Below are 15,713 nucleotides of genomic sequence, written 5' to 3' on the forward strand. Positions count from 1 at the left end.
TTTAGTTTCTATGTTAGATCACAACTATTTAATGAATAAATGCATTTGAAGCCATTAAATCCTCTAACGTATAGTGCTTAGCAGTAAGTAGAATTAATTCTTGTGAATGATAAGTGGATTGATTAGAGCCATCTCTATCTACAGACATAACTACTCCAGCCTGCGTATCTTTTACCGTTATAAATTCTTGAAGGTTTCCATTGTTATTTATAAGCAATTGTGACAAATCAAGTTTATCATTCTCTGAAAGATTAAAATCTGTCCACTCTCCATTACTATTACCACCTAAATTATCAATGTCATCAAGAACTTTGAAAATTAAAGTGTCTGCACCTGTATCTAAAGTATATGAATATGTCTGGTTGGCTGTAGCTGTCTCAACTACATCATTATCAAACGTACCCACTACTGTTTTAGCAATATGTTGTTCTATTTGCGCTTTATCCCAAGTCGTCCCATCATCAAATACAATAGATGATAATAGTCCCTCACCAAAATGAATGGTGGCAGTTGAATCATTAAATGTAATAATTCTATCCGCACTAGCCTGTTTTAAAATAATTTCATCAGCTGAAACTGATTTTAAATAAAGTGTATTTTGTTCATTTGTATTATCTAAGATATGAACGTAACTCAACGACCCTAATAATGCTTTATCTACAATATAGGTGTCATTCCCTGCTTCGCCAATTAATCCTGTATATACATTCGGGGAATTACCACCATAAATCAGTGTATCGTTCCCAGATCCACCGTATAAACTATCAGAACCTCCATTAGAAATTAACGTGTCATCTCCATTGCCACCATATAGATAATCATTCTGTACACCACCTTGTATCGTATCATTACCATCTAGACCATAAATTACGGAATAATTAGCATCTGCCTGTAAATGATCATCTCCATCTGTACCTAATAATCTACCGATAATATTGGCTTCAATTTGTGCTTTATTCCAAACTGTTCCATCGTCAAATACAATTGAGGATAATTGCCCCTCACCAAAATGTATGGTGGCAGTTGAATCATTAAATGTAATAATTCTATCTGCACTAGCCTGTTTTAAAATAATTTCATCAGCTGAAACTGATTTTAAATAAAGTGTATTTTGTTCATTTGTATTATCTAAGATATGAACGTAACTCAACGACCCTAATAATGCTTTATCTACAATATAGGTGTCATTCCCTGCTTCGCCAATTAATCCTGTATATACATTCGGGGAATTACCACCATAAATCAGTGTATCGTTCCCAGATCCACCGTATAAACTATCAGAACCTCCATTAGAAATTAACGTGTCATCTCCATTGCCACCATATAGATAATCATTCTGTACACCACCTTGTATCGTATCATTACCATCTAGACCATAAATTACGGAATAATTAGCATCTGCCTGTAAATGATCATCTCCATCTGTACCTAATAATCTACCGATAATATTGGCTTCAATTTGTGCTTTATTCCAAACTGTTCCATCGTCAAATACAATTGAGGATAATTGCCCCTCACCAAAATGTATGGTGGCAGTTGAATCATTAAATGTAATAATTCTATCTGCACTAGCCTGTTTTAAAATAATTTCATCAGCTGAAACTGATTTTAAATAAAGTGTATTTTGTTCATTTGTATTATCTAAGATATGAACGTAACTTAATGAACCGAGTAATGCTTTATCTACAATATAGGTGTCATTCCCTGCTTCACCAATTAATCCTGTATATATATTCGGGGAATTACCACCATAAATCAGTGTATCGTTCCCGGATCCACCGTATAAACTATCAGAACCTCCATTAGAAATTAACGTGTCATCTCCATTGCCACCATATAGATAATCATTTCCTGTAGATCCTTTAATAATTTGAGTAAATGTAGGGTCTGTTGGCTTGTAAGTTCCCGATGCAGTATTAATTATAGTAGTTAGTGGTTGAGAACTATTCCCAGCTTGATCTGTAGCAGTTACCCTATATTCTACATTTAACCAATCGAATTTTTCCTCAATATTTACGTGGACCCAAGCACCATCAATTTTTTGTTCAACAAAGTAACTATCACTTGGCGCATTAAAAATAATTTTATCTGTACTCAAATCATAACTAAATAAATTAGCTAGTATAGGTGCTGTAGTATCAGGTGCATTTAATTGAAGCAAATTTTCATTCCCTTTATTATCTGTAGCTATTACTTTTAATAACTCACCATTCTCATAAACAGTATTCAAAATTACGGAGTAATACCCTGATGCATCAGCTATAGCTGAACCGATCACATCACCTGTAGCGTTTTTAATAGTTACAGTGACGTTTGCTTCTGTTGTACCTTGTACGACTTGCCCCTCAGTCCATCCACCTTGAATAGTTGGTTGATGTAAAATCGGTGGTGTGATATCTGGAACAATAACTTCTTTTGCCTCAGTTTTATTACCCGATTGATCTGTTGCTGTTGCGATTAAATTTTCACCATTTAAGTAAGCTTTATCTAGAGTAATAGAATAATTTCCTGCCTCATCTGCATTAGCTGTACCTACAACTTTTGTTTCGTAATGGTCTACTTCTAAAATGGTTGTTGGCACTTCTTGCGTTACATTTACGTTTATAACGGGGACCATTGAACTAGAATAATTTACTGTCAAAGTATAGGTTCCAGGCGGTAATACCGAACCTTGTGCTAAATCAATACTGTAATTGCCTTCTCCAGCTTGGGAAACATTACCAGTTAGTCTTGTATTTAAACTCGCTCCAGAAAGAATTGAACTATAACTACCAGAAAGTGAATTAGTCGAGGAACTCAAATTTAAAGAAACATGTGCATTTGTACCTGTAACTTCAAAAGAATATGTCTTCGATAAATAATTTGTCTGTACTGACTCACTTAGAATAAATTGGGTTTCTAAAACCGTTACTTCTTTATAAACAGCAGTTACTTGTTCTACTGTTACTCTTGCATCTGCTTCCGTTACACCTGCAACCACTTTACCTGAAGCATCAATCGTTGCAATTAAACTTGAAGGTGCCGTGGTATCCGGTGCAATAATTGTTTTTGGTGTTGTAGTATTACCTACTTTATCTGCTGCAATAGCATTTAAGCTTTCGCCATTTAGATAAGCTTTATCTAGCGTAATTGAATATTTACCTGTGGCATCAGCTGTACCTGTACCAACTACAATTCCTGCAGCATTCTTAACTGTCACAACAGCATTGGCTTCAGTTACACCTGTAATTGCTTCACCTGCGGCATCAATCGTTGCAGTCAGATTTGATGGTGCTGTGGTATCCGGTGCAATAATTGTTTTTGGTACGGTAGCATTACCCGCTTTATCCACAGCCGTTACATTTAAGCTTTCACCATTCAAGTAAGCTTTATCTAGGGTAACTGAATATTTACCTGTGACATCGGCTGTACCTGTACCCACTACGGTTCCTACCACGTTCTTAACTGTTACTGTTGCATTGGCCTCAGTCACACCGGTAATTGCTTTACCTGCGGCATCAATCGTTGCAGTCAGACTTGAAGGTGCTGTAATGTCTGGTGCAACTATTATTTTTGGTGCGGTAGCATTACCCGCTTTATCTGTCGCTGTTATACTTAAACTTTCGCCATTTAGATAAGCTTTATCTAGGGTAACTGAATATTTACCTGTGGCATCAGCCGTAGCTGTACCAACTACAATTCCTGCAGCATTCTTAACTGTCACAACAGCATTGGCTTCAGTTACACCTGTAACTACTTTACCCGCAGTACCAATACTTGCAGTTAAACTTGATGGTGCCGTGGTATCTGGTGCGATAATGGTTTTTGGTGCTGTAGCATTACCAGATTGATCTGATGCAGTAGCGCTTAAGCTTTCACCATTTAAATATACTTTATCTAGTGTAATCGAGTATTTACCTGCGGTATCAGCAGTAGCTGTACCGACTACAGTTCCTACTGTATTTTTAATTGTTACAACAGCATTCGCTTCGGTCACACCTGTAACGAATTTACCCGCTGTATCAATTGCAACTGTTAAACCTATTGGCGCAGTTTTATCGTCAGCCAAAATTGTTTGAATTGTTGATTTATTACCAGCTAAATCTTCGGCAGAAATACTAAGATTTTCACCATTTAAATAAGCTTTATCCAGTATGACTGTATATTTTCCATCATTATCAGACTTTGCAGTTCCAATGATTTTTCCAGATGAATCTTTAACGGTGACAGTTGAATTAGCCTCTGTCAAACCTGTAATAGTTTTACCGTTAGAAGAAATAGCATGTGTTAAAGTAGGAGCTGTAATATCAGAAGCGATAAGCTCTTGTTTAACTGTACTATTACCGGCAGTATCTTGAGCAGAAACTTTTAGTATTTCACCATTAATATAGGCTTTATCTAAATTAATTAAATATGTCCCATCTGCTCCTGCTTTGGCAGAACCGATTACTTTTCCAGCCGAATTTTCAACTATAACAGTTGCTCCAGCTTCTGTTAAACCACTTACAGCTTTACCATCTTTAGACAGTATTTTAGTTAAACTTGCTGGAGGAGTTTGATCAGAAGGTGCTGAACCATCACTACCACCACTACCTGATGCTGCTATCGCAATACCACCAAGTGCGATCGCAGCACCACCCCATAACATTGTTTGTGAATCCAATAAACTCTTTTCTTTCAAAACTTCTTCTTTTTCAAATTCCTCATCAGCTTCAGAATTATTTTCTACTTGCTGACTAGAAACTTGCTCCACTGGCTGAGTATTAGGAGTAACACTATAGGACTCAGCTTGAATTATCTCACCACTTTTAAGAGTGATTTCAAAACCATTTCCCGTATCTCTTACACTTTTAATATTGCTTGCATCTAAAGTAAATTTTTGACCATTTTTAATAAAAGTAAGTATGTTTTGCATTTTTGTAAAAACCTATTTATAACGCAAAAAATTTACCACAAAAAATAATAAAATCCATAAAAATTCATAATAATAATTTTATTAATCGATATAATTTACCTTACCAAGACTATAGTAGTCAGTAAGCACAATAATTTGGTTTTAATTTTAATAATTTCTAAAATTACACTAGCTTTCATAGCTTAAAAAAGTAAATGAGGATAGAAGAAAGGCAAAAATCATAATATTATTTTAAAAACCTTTATGGAGATGCTTGAGAAGCGGATAGTTGGGAGTTAAAAATCTTTGTTTTTTAATTTATTGAGCTCAAACATTGCATTTTTATATTCAAGGTATGCTTTTTCACTGATTAGAACCACAGCATCTTTCTCTTTTCGAGTAATTTTAACGGCGTAGCCTAACAGCACTCTTTCCATGACCTTTGAAAATTGTGATCTTGCATTGGCATAATTAATTTGTTCCACAATATTAGCCCTTCTCAGATAAAAGAAAGCCACTTCTGATATTAAAGTGGCTGTAATTACATTAAAAGTTATATCGACCTAATAAGTTGATTCGAGATAATTTCCCTTCTAAATTTGAAAATGTTTCTCTCTTACCGTAAGTGTATTCAACACCAAGATCGACTTTTTCAACAGGCGTCCAAAATAAATTAACGCTTGCATTGATTAGCCTTTTATTTTGATCAGGGTTATTTTCTGAAAAATCTGAATCTTTATAGACAAGACTACCAACGGACAAAGAAGAGCGTAAATTTTCATTCCATTTGCGCATATATCCTAACTCGACAGAATCAAATTCACTTAAATACATTCGATTTTGATCAAAGTAGAATGCATCATTATCTTTTGAATAAAGCATGTAACGATTATCACCAGCTATGTGATAGTAATTGAATACAATCGCATCATTTCCAGAAAGGTTAAACTTCGTGCCTAATCCCGCTCCCCAAGCAAGTTTAGTTTGCTCCTCATTCGCATTAGAAATTGCTCGATTTTCATGAAGCATGCCGTGCAATTGAACCAATAAATTTGGATTCTTAAATTCATATCGCATGGTTAATGCAGGAAAACGACTTCCACCTTCTACATTTTTATTTTCAACATCACCACCTTCCAAAGCGACTAATATTTTTTGTTTGGCATCAACAATGTGTTGATAACGGACCTGTATATTACGCTGAGTTCCTGTGCCCATCGCACCTGTAAAATCAACCAAACTTGGAGCAGTATCACTATTTACAAAAGGTGAAGTCGTCTGGCCAATTAACCAATTTCCTAGTGAAATATAAGCGTGTCTAACCCGAACCGAACCATTACCGTTATCTCCACCACTCCCCATGAAATCGGCTTCTAGCTTTCCAACCAAATCTCCCTTCGAGGTCGGCTTAACGATATCCACCCCTACACGTGAAGTCGCAGCAGAAACATTTAATGATTTACTTGTTGAGTTTGAATTGTCTAATGGTATTGACCCTGTTTTATTCGCAATTGAACGCGTTGAACCTTCAAAATCATATGCAGCATCAACCCGTATATTTCCATAAAATTTAATTTTAGTCTGATCAGCCGAAACAGGCTTATCAGTGTTTGATGTTTTGTTTGGACTCAATTCAGGTGCTTTATTCAATCTGTTATTTTGATTTAAGTTCTGCCTCTCCATGAGATAATCTATTTGCTGTTGTAATTTAATTATTTTTTCATTTAGCACCGAGTTATCTTCGCTTTCAGCTTTGGCTTGCTGCAAAGTAATACTCATTAATAATGATAAAGAAATTATCCCTTTATATTTCATGTCCTTTTCCTTTAGACGAAATCACATAGACCGAATTGAAATTTCCTATTTTTCAATCAGTAAGATAATGATTATTAAATTAACTTTAGATAGGCTAACGAAGCTCAATCATTGACTTCGCTAGTTCCCTTTCTGTTTGAATGGTTTTGAATGACCTTATTCGGGTAATTCACATCCTTTTTGTTTTAAGCTGTTAATCACCCAACTACGATCATTTTCACCTACGGCGATTTGCTCTAATTGCTTTTGTTCAGCGGCATGTTTGGCGCTTGCTTTCAGATAAATCTCTTCAACTTCCGCATAAGGCACGCTTAAAAGCCCATCTTCATCACCTAAAATCAAGTCTCCAGGTTCAACCACCATTCCATTGATTGCGATAGGGACATTAATTTCACCAGGTCCGTCTTTATAAGGTCCTCGATGTGAAATTCCTGCTGCAAAAAGTGGAAATTCACCTTCTCCAATTACAACCGAATCACGAATAGCGCCATTAATAACAATGCCAGCTATACCTTTTTTAATGGCATACGCAACCATCATCTCTCCAATTAATGCATTGGTTAGATCGCCACCAGCATCAACCACAATGACATCTCCCGCTTCGGCGATATCGATAGCGTAGTGCAACATCAAGTTGTCACCCGGACGAGCCTTAACTGTAATGGCTGGCCCACAAAGATATCCCTTTTTATGCATTGGCCTTAATTGAGCTCCACCTGAAGTCATCCGATTCATTGAGTCACTTACATTAGCGACTGGTAGATCTCGATATTGTTCAATCCATTTTTGCTCAACTTTTCTGTCGTTTTTTAGCACTCTAAAACCAATTGCCATAACTTTTCCCTTACATCAGCTTTTTTGTGCAAATTAATATGACAGTATTTTTTTGAAATGTCATTTCATTTTTAATCAAATTTAAACTAAATTTTGCTCATTTTTTAAATTTAATTTTTACTATTGACTAATTTTTTGAAATAGCGTTTTAATAATATTGATTACTAAGGATGTATTTTGCTCAAAATACTTAAATGGAGTGCAGTCAAAATGAAACGTAAAGTTCTTATTACGGGGCCAACATTAACTTCAGATGCGTTACTGTATGCTCAGTCCCATGATATTCAGTTGATTCCAACTGAACCCTACATGGCAAAAGATAAAATGGAAAAACTCATCCATGATGAACAACCTGATGCAATCATTGTTCGAACAGGCAAACTTTCTAGAGATATGATTTTTGCTTCTGATAATTTAAAAGTGATTGCAAAACATGGAGTTGGGTTTGACACAATCGACACTCAAGCTGCTGCTGAACGAAAAATTCCTGTCACTATTGCAGTAGGTGCAAATGCACAATCTGTTGCCGAACATGCTTTTGCACTCATGTTCAATGTTGCTCGACAAGTTACATGGTTAGACCAACGTATTCGAGAGGGACATTGGGACAAAGCCAGTGCTAATGGTGTGGAGCTTTATGGCAAAACGTTGGGCTTAATTGGTTTAGGGGCAATCGGTAGCATACTTATGAAGTTAGTGGCTCCCTTAAACATGAAAGTAAAAGTATATGACCCGTTTCTACAAAATTTGCCAGAGCTCGATTATGTAGAGCAGGAACACGACTTTGAAAAACTAATCGAAACCAGCGATATTATTAGTCTACATTGTCCACTTACGGCAGAGAATAAACACTTATTTTCTCACTCCCAATTTGAAAAGATGAAAAGCTCAAGCATCTTAATCAATACAGCACGTGGTGAATTAATTGATCAGGCTGCATTAGTCGATGCTCTAAAAAATAATAAAATTGCTGGTGCAGGTTTAGATACCTTTTCTTCAGAACCGCCAGAAAAAGATAATCCATTATGGGAATTACCTAACTTGGTTGTGACTCCTCACATAGGAGCAAACACAACAGATTCACGCAATCGTGTTGGTCTTTTAGCACTCGAACAAATCATGAGTATTTGGAATGGCCAATTACTAAACCCACGAGCTATCGCTAACTGGAAGTTACTCAATAGCTAAATGAAACTCAATTGTTTCTAATATTTTAGATGCGAAAACAATTAAAATATTGAATATAAAAAGGATTTTTTATGTCTACAGAATACTCTCAACCAAGTGCGATAGAGCGCGAAACAATGCGCAAGGTGGCGTGGCGATTACTGCCTTTTTTAACAATTTGTTATGTCATCGCTATTATTGATCGTGGCAATATTGGCATGGCTTCATTACAAATGAATGAAGATCTTGGATTAACAGCTACAGCCTTTGGTTTCGCCAGTAGCTTATTTTTCTTTGCATATTTTCTATTTGAAGTACCCAGCAACTTAGCCATGCAAAAATTTGGAGCAAAAGTATGGATTGCCCGAATTATGGTGACGTGGGGAGTAATTTCATCTGCAACTGCATTTGTTGAGAACTCCACCTCATTATATATTATGCGCTTTTTACTAGGCGCAGCTGAAGCAGGCTTTTTCCCTGGTGTAATTTTATATCTAACCTATTGGTTACCTGCTAATTATAGAGCCAGAATGGTGGCAATATTCATGGTAGCAATTCCAGGTGCAAACTTTCTAGGTTCACCATTATCAGGATTTTTATTATCCCTAGATGGCTGGATGGGTATGCGTGGATGGCATTGGTTATTTATTTTAGAAGGTATCCCCGCCGTTTTACTGGGTATCGCTTGTTTATTTGTTCTTACTGATCGACCAGAACAAGCAAAATGGCTCAATAGTGAGCAAAAATCTTGGTTAGTTGAAAGACTACAATTTGAACGCCAACAAAAAACTCCAATCGGTCATATTTCACTATGGCAACTTTTAAAGAATAAATACATCTGGTCTATGATTATTATTTATTCTGGTGCTTCTGCTGCAGGCAGTACAATGAGTGTTTGGGCACCGCAATTAATTAAATCATTCGGTTTAAGTAATGTAGAAATTGGTTTGGTGAATGCAATTCCTTATGGTATAGCTTCTATTGCCATGATTCTTTGGGGCCGCAGCTCAGATCGTAAAAATGAACGCCTTTGGCACACAGCAATCGCTCTATTGATGATCTCATTTGGTTTATTAATTGCTTTGTTCACATCTTCACTTATTGGCACAATCTTTTTACTTAGTATCGTTTTAATTGGTGCTTATTCTGCAAAAGGTCCATTCTGGGCTTTAGCATCCTCATGGATGTCACCGACTACAACAGCGGCAGGCCTAGCAGCAATTGGTGCATGTGCCAATCTGATTGGTGGCGGAATGATGGTGAATATCTATGGCGCAATCCATGATGCAACAGGAAGTCATGCTATCGCCTTACTTCCACTTGCAGCCTTAAATCTCGTGTCAGCTATTATGGTTTTCATCATGTCTAGAAAAAAAGCTGTTTTGTTTACACAACCACAAAGTACTTCATAAATAGTATAAATAAGAAAGGGGCTAAATCATGAGCCCCTTCTTGACATTAAATTCACAATATTAAATTTAATTACGAATACTCTTACCACCTAAACTTTTCGTTAAGTCATCTGCAATTTTGAAGAAAAAATCACCTACAGATTTTGCAACTTCCGCAGTAAAACGGCTTGATGGGCCTGAAATGAGTAAGGCTCCTACTACCTCATTTTGAGCATCAAACACAGGCAATGCCATTCCAGCTGCGTGGGGTTCTGTTACACCCGTTGAATAAAAAGGTTCAGTTCTTGCTAAAACTTGTTCATATGTTGATTTCAATGCTTGAGCGCATGCTGCTCCATCCATTGGTCGAACTTCGCCCGGTTGAACATGAACACGCAGTCGATGGGTAGAGTTTATTCGATATTGGCAAAGACGATAAGCTCCATGTTTAACGTAAAAAGAAGCTGTCTCACCAATTTCATCTACAAGTTGCTGTAAACAAGGCATGACATGTCTTTCTAGATCTAAAGCATCTTGATAAATTGTATTTAAACGCATAACTTCGCTGGCAAGCGTATATCTGCCATCCGAAAGACGGTTAACAAAACCAAAATCTTCTAGCGAAACGATTAAGCGCATTATGGTTGCTTTATTTAATTCTGTTCGTTCTGCGAGTTCTGCTAGGGTTAAAGATTTATCACCTATTCTAAAAGCAGTTAACAAAGTTAAAAGGCGATCAGCCGATGCATTTCCGCTTGTTGCTGGGTGAGGTTTAATTTTAACCATGTTTTTCCTACAATATCTTGATATCAATTTTAATGTATTGAATTAGGTTTTTAACTTTACCATATTTCTTATATTTTACTTCTATCTCTCAACAGCAACTTCTTTCATTTATTAAAGTACTTAAAATATTAAACATGGCCTCATTATTGGTAGGCTTTACGACTAACAATGAGACCTATATTAATTTCAATCTTAAGCTTGTATTACCCTTCTACCTTTTTATCCTTACTGCTTGAATAAATAAAATATAAAGCAATCCCTAAGCAAATTAGCGCCCCTAATCGATACAGTGAAAAAGGAAGCGTTTCGTTGCCAAACCAGCCAAAGTTATCAATTAAGATACTCATCAAAAGTTGCCCAAAAATCACAGCAACAGTAGCAACTGCAGCCCCAATTCTTTGTACAGCCAGTACCATAATGACAATATAAGGTACGCCACACATGGCGCCTAATAACTGCCATTTAGGAACATCTAATAACGTTAAGGTATGTTTAGGTTCAAAGTAAAAAATAAGGAGAGCCGTAATTAGAGCACCGACCGAGAAAGTCAAAAAAGCACTACGAAATACACCAACTTTTGCTCCAAGTTGCCCATTAATTGCAGCCTGTACACTCAGCAAAGCACCGCCAATGACGGCGAGAAGAATCATTAAAATTGTCATGGCTGTCTCCTACGCTTTTGACACAAGTACAAGTGCGACAACAATAAAGATGAGTGCCACTACCCGTTTACGGTCTACTTTTCGATGTGGAGTCCCCAGTAAACCATAGTGGTCGATAATCAGACTTTTAGATACCTGTCCCGCTAAAATGCCAATCATGGTCATTGCAATGCCAATAATTGGAGTGGTAATGGTCAAAATAATGACGTAAGCAGGGCCAAGAACACCACCCAGCAATTGCCAAGATGGAAGTGTAAAAAATGAAGGGCTATTGCGTGGGCTAAAAAACAACATGAGTAAAAAAGTAAGTGCTGCACCCACACCAAAAATACTAAAAGTGGCCCACAACTCACCTACTTCCTTTCCTAACGGCCCTAAAAGCCCAGCTTCGACCGATAGCCCCATTCCTCCTAAAATGGTTAGGAGTAGTAATAGAATTTGCATCTACATTGCCTCATCTGTATCTAGGCAACGAATACTAAGGTAGCCAATTCATCAGAAAAACAGCATAATTCATGAATCACTTTTGCAGAAATTGCACAAATGGATTTAACAAATTCGATTGATATCCGCACGCTTCGCTTCTTTATTAGTGTTTACAATGCTCAAAACTTCTCAAATGTAGCACGTAAAGAAGATGTGTCTGCCTCCATGATTTCTCGGACTATTCAACAACTTGAAGATGCGTTGGGGCAACAACTTTTCTACCGAAATACACGAGCAATCACACCGACCGAATCGGGTAAATTATTTTTTGAATATGCAAAAAGAATTACCGAACAATTTGATGAAGCTCAAAAGGCTTTACAAGATAAAACCATAGAACCATCTGGACTCGTCCGAATTAATGCCCCTGTGTTTTTTGGGCAACGGCATATTGCGCCGTGGTTGGCGGGTTTATCAGAGCGTTATCCAAGGCTTCTAATAGAACTAATTCAAACCGATGAATTTATAGACCCATTACGCGAAAGCACAGATTTAATATTTCGTATTGGAGCACTGACTGATTCATCATTTCATGCCCGTATTTTTGGTACACAAAAATATCATTTAGCCGCCTCTCCTCAATATATTGCCAAATACGGTACGCTCGACCACCCAACAGAACTTAATCAACACAAGTGCCTAGTCTATAAAGGTTTTGAAGGTCCTAACCGCTGGTTAGTGAGAAAGCCCAATGAAGAATGGGTACATTATCCAATTACCCCGTTACTTTCTTCAAACAATGCCGAGAGTTTAATGACAGCCGCGCTTCATGGCATGGGGATTGTTTTATTTCCTGATTGGCTGATCGGCGAAGCTTTAAAACAAGGTGACTTAATAAAGCTTTTACCTGAATATGAAGTCGCGATTAAATCGCACCCCCAGCATATCGCAGCCATTTATCCCAATGTCCGCCATCCACCACTTAATATTAGAGCAGTGATAGATTATTTTACAGAAATCTATGGAGACACACCGTATTGGCAGAATTAGTTTTCTTATCAATGCCAGCAAAGTATTCCAATATCGACATACTTTGCTGGTGTCTCATCAGAGATAAAAATAAGATTAAAAACTTGAAATAAATAAGAATTTAATTTGCACTCAAACTTAAATTATCAACTTGTTCTGATTTTTCTTTTTTAATGAGATAACCCAATATAATTTGCAAAATCACGCCAATAAACGCGCAACATGACATTAAGAGAAAACACCAGATATACCCCTGATGACTATGCCAGCCACCAAAGCTCGTAAGCAAATATCCCATAATAATCGGTGCGACTGCCCCACCTACATACTGAGCAACTGTAATTAAACTATTTGCAGTTCCAATTGCTCCGGCTGGTGCATAATCTGATGCTGTCGCATAGAAAATAGGCCAAATTGCGTTGGCAGATAGTCCAAAAAACAGTTGTATTGCAATAACGGAAACCACGCCTGAGATTAAACAAAAACTTGCAATGCTGACCGCCATCCAACAACCACATAAAATCAATGTGAGTCGTCTGCCAATCTTATCGGACAAAGTCGGCCAAATAATTTGCCCCATCATGCCGGTAATTGTAAATACAGCGCTCAAGCCAGCCGATTTCGCCAGATCTAACCCGACAATATTGTATAAAAATGCAGGAAAGATAGTTAAAAAACCAATATAAACCACATGGGTAATTAAAGTACTGGCTGCGGTAAACACAATTCCCCGAGAACTTAGAGTTTGTTTTAAACGTTCCCATGTACTATCCGTACTTGTTTTTTCTTCTCCTTCATCGTGCACAAAATCTGTTGGTGGTGTGAATTGATTATCTACACAAGATTGGTGAAACTCTGAATAACGTTTACGGGTCGAATAAATCGCCCAAAAAGTTAATGCCGGTACAGCAAATATAATTCCAAGAAAAAAGGCATAGCGCCAATTCTGCGGACCAAAATAGGTAATGATGGTGGCCATTGCAACACCGCTAAGTAGCGCTCCAACCGGATAACCTGAGTGATGAGCACCTATGGCAAAACCGCGATGTTCCTTAGGCCACCATTCTGCGGTATTACTCACCCCAACTGGCTCTGCCACCCCACAACCCAAAGAAACCATAATACGTAAGGTTACAAACTTATAGAAACTTGAACTTAAAGATGTAATGCCTGAAAGCAACGAAATAAAAGTAAATCCAATTACTAAGGGCCACTGAAAAATTCCTCGCTTCCAACCAGACGCATGTTTATCACTTAAAGCAGCAACCGGAATACTAAGAACGGCCAAAGAAAGTGTAATTGCAGCAATGGTGTATCCCCATTGCGTCGGAGATAAATTAAATTCATTACAAATCATATTGGCTGCGCGGAAAATCAACTCTCGGTCGTATGCAACAACCACCCAGATAATCCAGCAAATCACTAATGATACCCAAGAGTGGCGATGAACTTTTTTTAGGCTCATTTCTAATTCCTTTTTAATTAAAATGCATCCACATGCTTTTACGTATAACGCTATGTCATTTGTCCACTCTTAAACTATCAAGTCGATTTAGAATTACTAATGATATTTCTACACCACGTAATAACTTATATTTATCAATTTAGTTTTTAGCTATTTATTTCCATACATTTTTAATTCACAGGACCAATAACAATCCCTTATTAGGTAAAGAAAAATTTTCATTGGTTTTTATATTTAGCTTTCATTAATTTAGTTTCATCGATGAATGACTGAATAAAAGGACTAAAAAAGGAATTATGGAAATTAAAGTACTGGTAGATGTAAAAACAAAACTTGGAGAATGCCCAACTTGGGATACTGTTCGCCAACGCCTATTTTGGGTAGATATTGTTGATGGACGATTATTCTGTTGTGATGAATTCGGTGGGAATATACGGGCGTGGGAAGTTCATAAAAAAATAGGTTCTTTTGCTTTACAAGAAAATTATAACGGCGCAATTGTTGCGCTCGAAGACGGGTTATATCAACTCGACTTTGAAACAGGCAACTTAAAATTTATTTGTAACCCTGAACCAGACCTACCTCAAAATAGATTAAATGATGGTCGTGTTGATCGGCAAGGTCGATTCGTTTTTGGCTCTATGAACCGCCTTGAAGATGGGAATACCGCATCTCTTTATCGATTAGATGCAGACTATAAAATAGAAAAATTAGAAAATAATATTAATACTTCAAATAGTATTTGCTGGAGTCCTGATGGTACTAAGCTCTATTTTGCAGATACATGGCAAGGTGAAATCTGGTCTTATGATTATGATCTTGAAACAGGCCAAATCTCAAATAAAACTATTTTTTGTAAGATAGATACCTCAGACGGTGGTTCAGCAGATGGCTCGACAGTAGATCGTGAAGGTTATTTATGGAATGCAAAAGTATATTCGGGTCAGTTAGTACGTTATCGTCCTGATGGACAAATCGACCGTATTATTGAAATGCCTGTAAAAAAAATTACCAGTGCAGTTTTTGGTGGAAAAAATCTTGATGTCTTGTTTGTTACATCTATGTCGCAACCACCACTTCCAAGGTTCCCTAATGACAACCAATTGCGTGGTAGTGTTTTTGCCATTTATGGGCTAGGCATTCAAGGAATAGCCGATGCTCGATTTATGGGGTAATGACTCACTTCCTACAAGAAATACTTAACATAAACGGTAGTGAACCAGCTCTGCAGCTCAATAAGGAAATCTTTATTAAGCTGCATCAAG

General features: G+C 37.1%; 12 protein-coding genes and 1 pseudogene. 5 read left to right on the top strand and 8 right to left on the bottom strand.

The window, feature by feature from the left end; genetic code table 11:
• Positions 1–28: 28 nt before the first annotated feature.
• Complete coding sequence (locus tag EG365_RS19615) at positions 29–4,894, bottom strand: Ig-like domain-containing protein (RefSeq protein ID WP_004644391.1); 4,866 nt, start codon at positions 4,892–4,894, stop codon at positions 29–31.
• Positions 4,895–5,101: 207 nt separating this feature from the next.
• Here EG365_RS19615 and EG365_RS19620 point away from each other — a divergent pair.
• Positions 5,102–5,173 (top strand): annotated as a pseudogene (locus EG365_RS19620) (hypothetical protein); the annotation flags it as partial.
• Here the strand turns inward: EG365_RS19620 and EG365_RS18115 are convergent.
• From EG365_RS18115 to EG365_RS18125, 3 genes are all read right to left on the bottom strand, one after another.
• A complete protein-coding gene (locus tag EG365_RS18115) occupies positions 5,170–5,358 on the bottom strand; it encodes a type II toxin-antitoxin system Phd/YefM family antitoxin (RefSeq protein ID WP_000435195.1) in 189 nt (62 codons plus the stop codon). The pseudogene EG365_RS19620 and the gene EG365_RS18115 sit on opposite strands and share 4 nt — an antisense overlap.
• A 61-nt stretch (positions 5,359–5,419) precedes the next feature.
• Positions 5,420–6,688, bottom strand: a complete 1,269-nt coding sequence (locus EG365_RS18120) for a DcaP family trimeric outer membrane transporter (RefSeq protein ID WP_000875431.1) — start codon at positions 6,686–6,688, stop codon at positions 5,420–5,422.
• A gap of 156 nt (positions 6,689–6,844) precedes the next feature.
• Positions 6,845–7,522 (bottom strand): RraA family protein, encoded by a 678-nt coding sequence (locus tag EG365_RS18125; RefSeq protein WP_000974231.1) that lies wholly within the window; start codon positions 7,520–7,522, stop codon positions 6,845–6,847.
• A gap of 210 nt (positions 7,523–7,732) precedes the next feature.
• Between EG365_RS18125 and EG365_RS18130 the strand changes: the two genes are divergently transcribed.
• A complete protein-coding gene (locus tag EG365_RS18130) occupies positions 7,733–8,710 on the top strand; it encodes a hydroxyacid dehydrogenase (RefSeq protein ID WP_000824433.1) in 978 nt (325 codons plus the stop codon).
• 71 nt (positions 8,711–8,781) lie between these two features.
• A complete protein-coding gene (locus EG365_RS18135) occupies positions 8,782–10,101 on the top strand; it encodes an MFS transporter (protein WP_000102825.1) in 1,320 nt (439 codons plus the stop codon).
• A gap of 66 nt (positions 10,102–10,167) precedes the next feature.
• Here EG365_RS18135 and EG365_RS18140 read toward each other — a convergent pair whose 3' ends face one another.
• The 3 genes from EG365_RS18140 to EG365_RS18150 all read right to left on the bottom strand — a co-directional run bounded on the left by EG365_RS18140 (position 10,168) and on the right by EG365_RS18150 (position 11,972).
• The gene (locus tag EG365_RS18140) at positions 10,168–10,866 is read right to left on the bottom strand and encodes an IclR family transcriptional regulator (protein WP_000238907.1); all 699 of its coding nucleotides are present in this window, start codon (positions 10,864–10,866) and stop codon (positions 10,168–10,170) included.
• A gap of 203 nt (positions 10,867–11,069) precedes the next feature.
• A complete protein-coding gene (locus EG365_RS18145) occupies positions 11,070–11,528 on the bottom strand; it encodes a DMT family transporter (RefSeq protein ID WP_000153881.1) in 459 nt (152 codons plus the stop codon).
• Between the two features lie 9 nt (positions 11,529–11,537).
• Positions 11,538–11,972 carry a DMT family transporter gene (locus EG365_RS18150; RefSeq protein WP_001166494.1) on the bottom strand — a complete coding sequence of 145 codons (435 nt, stop codon included), beginning with the start codon at positions 11,970–11,972 and terminating at the stop codon, positions 11,538–11,540.
• Positions 11,973–12,071: 99 nt separating this feature from the next.
• Here EG365_RS18150 and EG365_RS18155 point away from each other — a divergent pair, with 99 nt between their 5' ends.
• Positions 12,072–13,004 (top strand): LysR family transcriptional regulator, encoded by a 933-nt coding sequence (locus tag EG365_RS18155; protein ID WP_000366420.1) that lies wholly within the window; start codon positions 12,072–12,074, stop codon positions 13,002–13,004.
• A gap of 100 nt (positions 13,005–13,104) precedes the next feature.
• On the opposite strand, the gene EG365_RS18160 is transcribed toward EG365_RS18155, so the two are convergent.
• Positions 13,105–14,448 carry an MFS transporter gene (locus tag EG365_RS18160; protein ID WP_000053782.1) on the bottom strand — a complete coding sequence of 448 codons (1,344 nt, stop codon included), beginning with the start codon at positions 14,446–14,448 and terminating at the stop codon, positions 13,105–13,107.
• 296 nt (positions 14,449–14,744) lie between these two features.
• Between EG365_RS18160 and EG365_RS18165 the strand changes: the two genes are divergently transcribed.
• Positions 14,745–15,623: an SMP-30/gluconolactonase/LRE family protein gene (locus EG365_RS18165; protein WP_000404178.1), complete on the top strand. Its 879-nt coding sequence runs from the start codon at positions 14,745–14,747 to the stop codon at positions 15,621–15,623.
• Positions 15,624–15,713 lie beyond the last annotated feature (90 nt).

It is taken from the genome of Acinetobacter sp. FDAARGOS_494 (genome assembly GCF_003812225.1).
Classification (GTDB): Bacteria; Pseudomonadota; Gammaproteobacteria; order Pseudomonadales; family Moraxellaceae; genus Acinetobacter; species Acinetobacter baumannii.

Bases quoted from the DNA above. Each gene is read 5' to 3' on its own strand.
- EG365_RS19615 (WP_004644391.1), bottom strand. From the start codon at position 4,894: ATGCAAAACATACTTACTTTTATTAAAAATGGTCAAAAATTTACTTTA.
- EG365_RS18120 (WP_000875431.1), bottom strand. From the start codon at position 6,688: ATGAAATATAAAGGGATAATTTCTTTATCATTATTAATGAGTATTACT.
- EG365_RS18125 (WP_000974231.1), bottom strand. From the start codon at position 7,522: ATGGCAATTGGTTTTAGAGTGCTAAAAAACGACAGAAAAGTTGAGCAA.
- EG365_RS18130 (WP_000824433.1), top strand. From the start codon at position 7,733: ATGAAACGTAAAGTTCTTATTACGGGGCCAACATTAACTTCAGATGCG.
- EG365_RS18135 (WP_000102825.1), top strand. From the start codon at position 8,782: ATGTCTACAGAATACTCTCAACCAAGTGCGATAGAGCGCGAAACAATG.
- EG365_RS18140 (WP_000238907.1), bottom strand. From the start codon at position 10,866: ATGGTTAAAATTAAACCTCACCCAGCAACAAGCGGAAATGCATCGGCT.
- EG365_RS18145 (WP_000153881.1), bottom strand. From the start codon at position 11,528: ATGACAATTTTAATGATTCTTCTCGCCGTCATTGGCGGTGCTTTGCTG.
- EG365_RS18150 (WP_001166494.1), bottom strand. From the start codon at position 11,972: ATGCAAATTCTATTACTACTCCTAACCATTTTAGGAGGAATGGGGCTA.
- EG365_RS18155 (WP_000366420.1), top strand. From the start codon at position 12,072: ATGGATTTAACAAATTCGATTGATATCCGCACGCTTCGCTTCTTTATT.
- EG365_RS18160 (WP_000053782.1), bottom strand. From the start codon at position 14,448: ATGAGCCTAAAAAAAGTTCATCGCCACTCTTGGGTATCATTAGTGATT.
- EG365_RS18165 (WP_000404178.1), top strand. From the start codon at position 14,745: ATGGAAATTAAAGTACTGGTAGATGTAAAAACAAAACTTGGAGAATGC.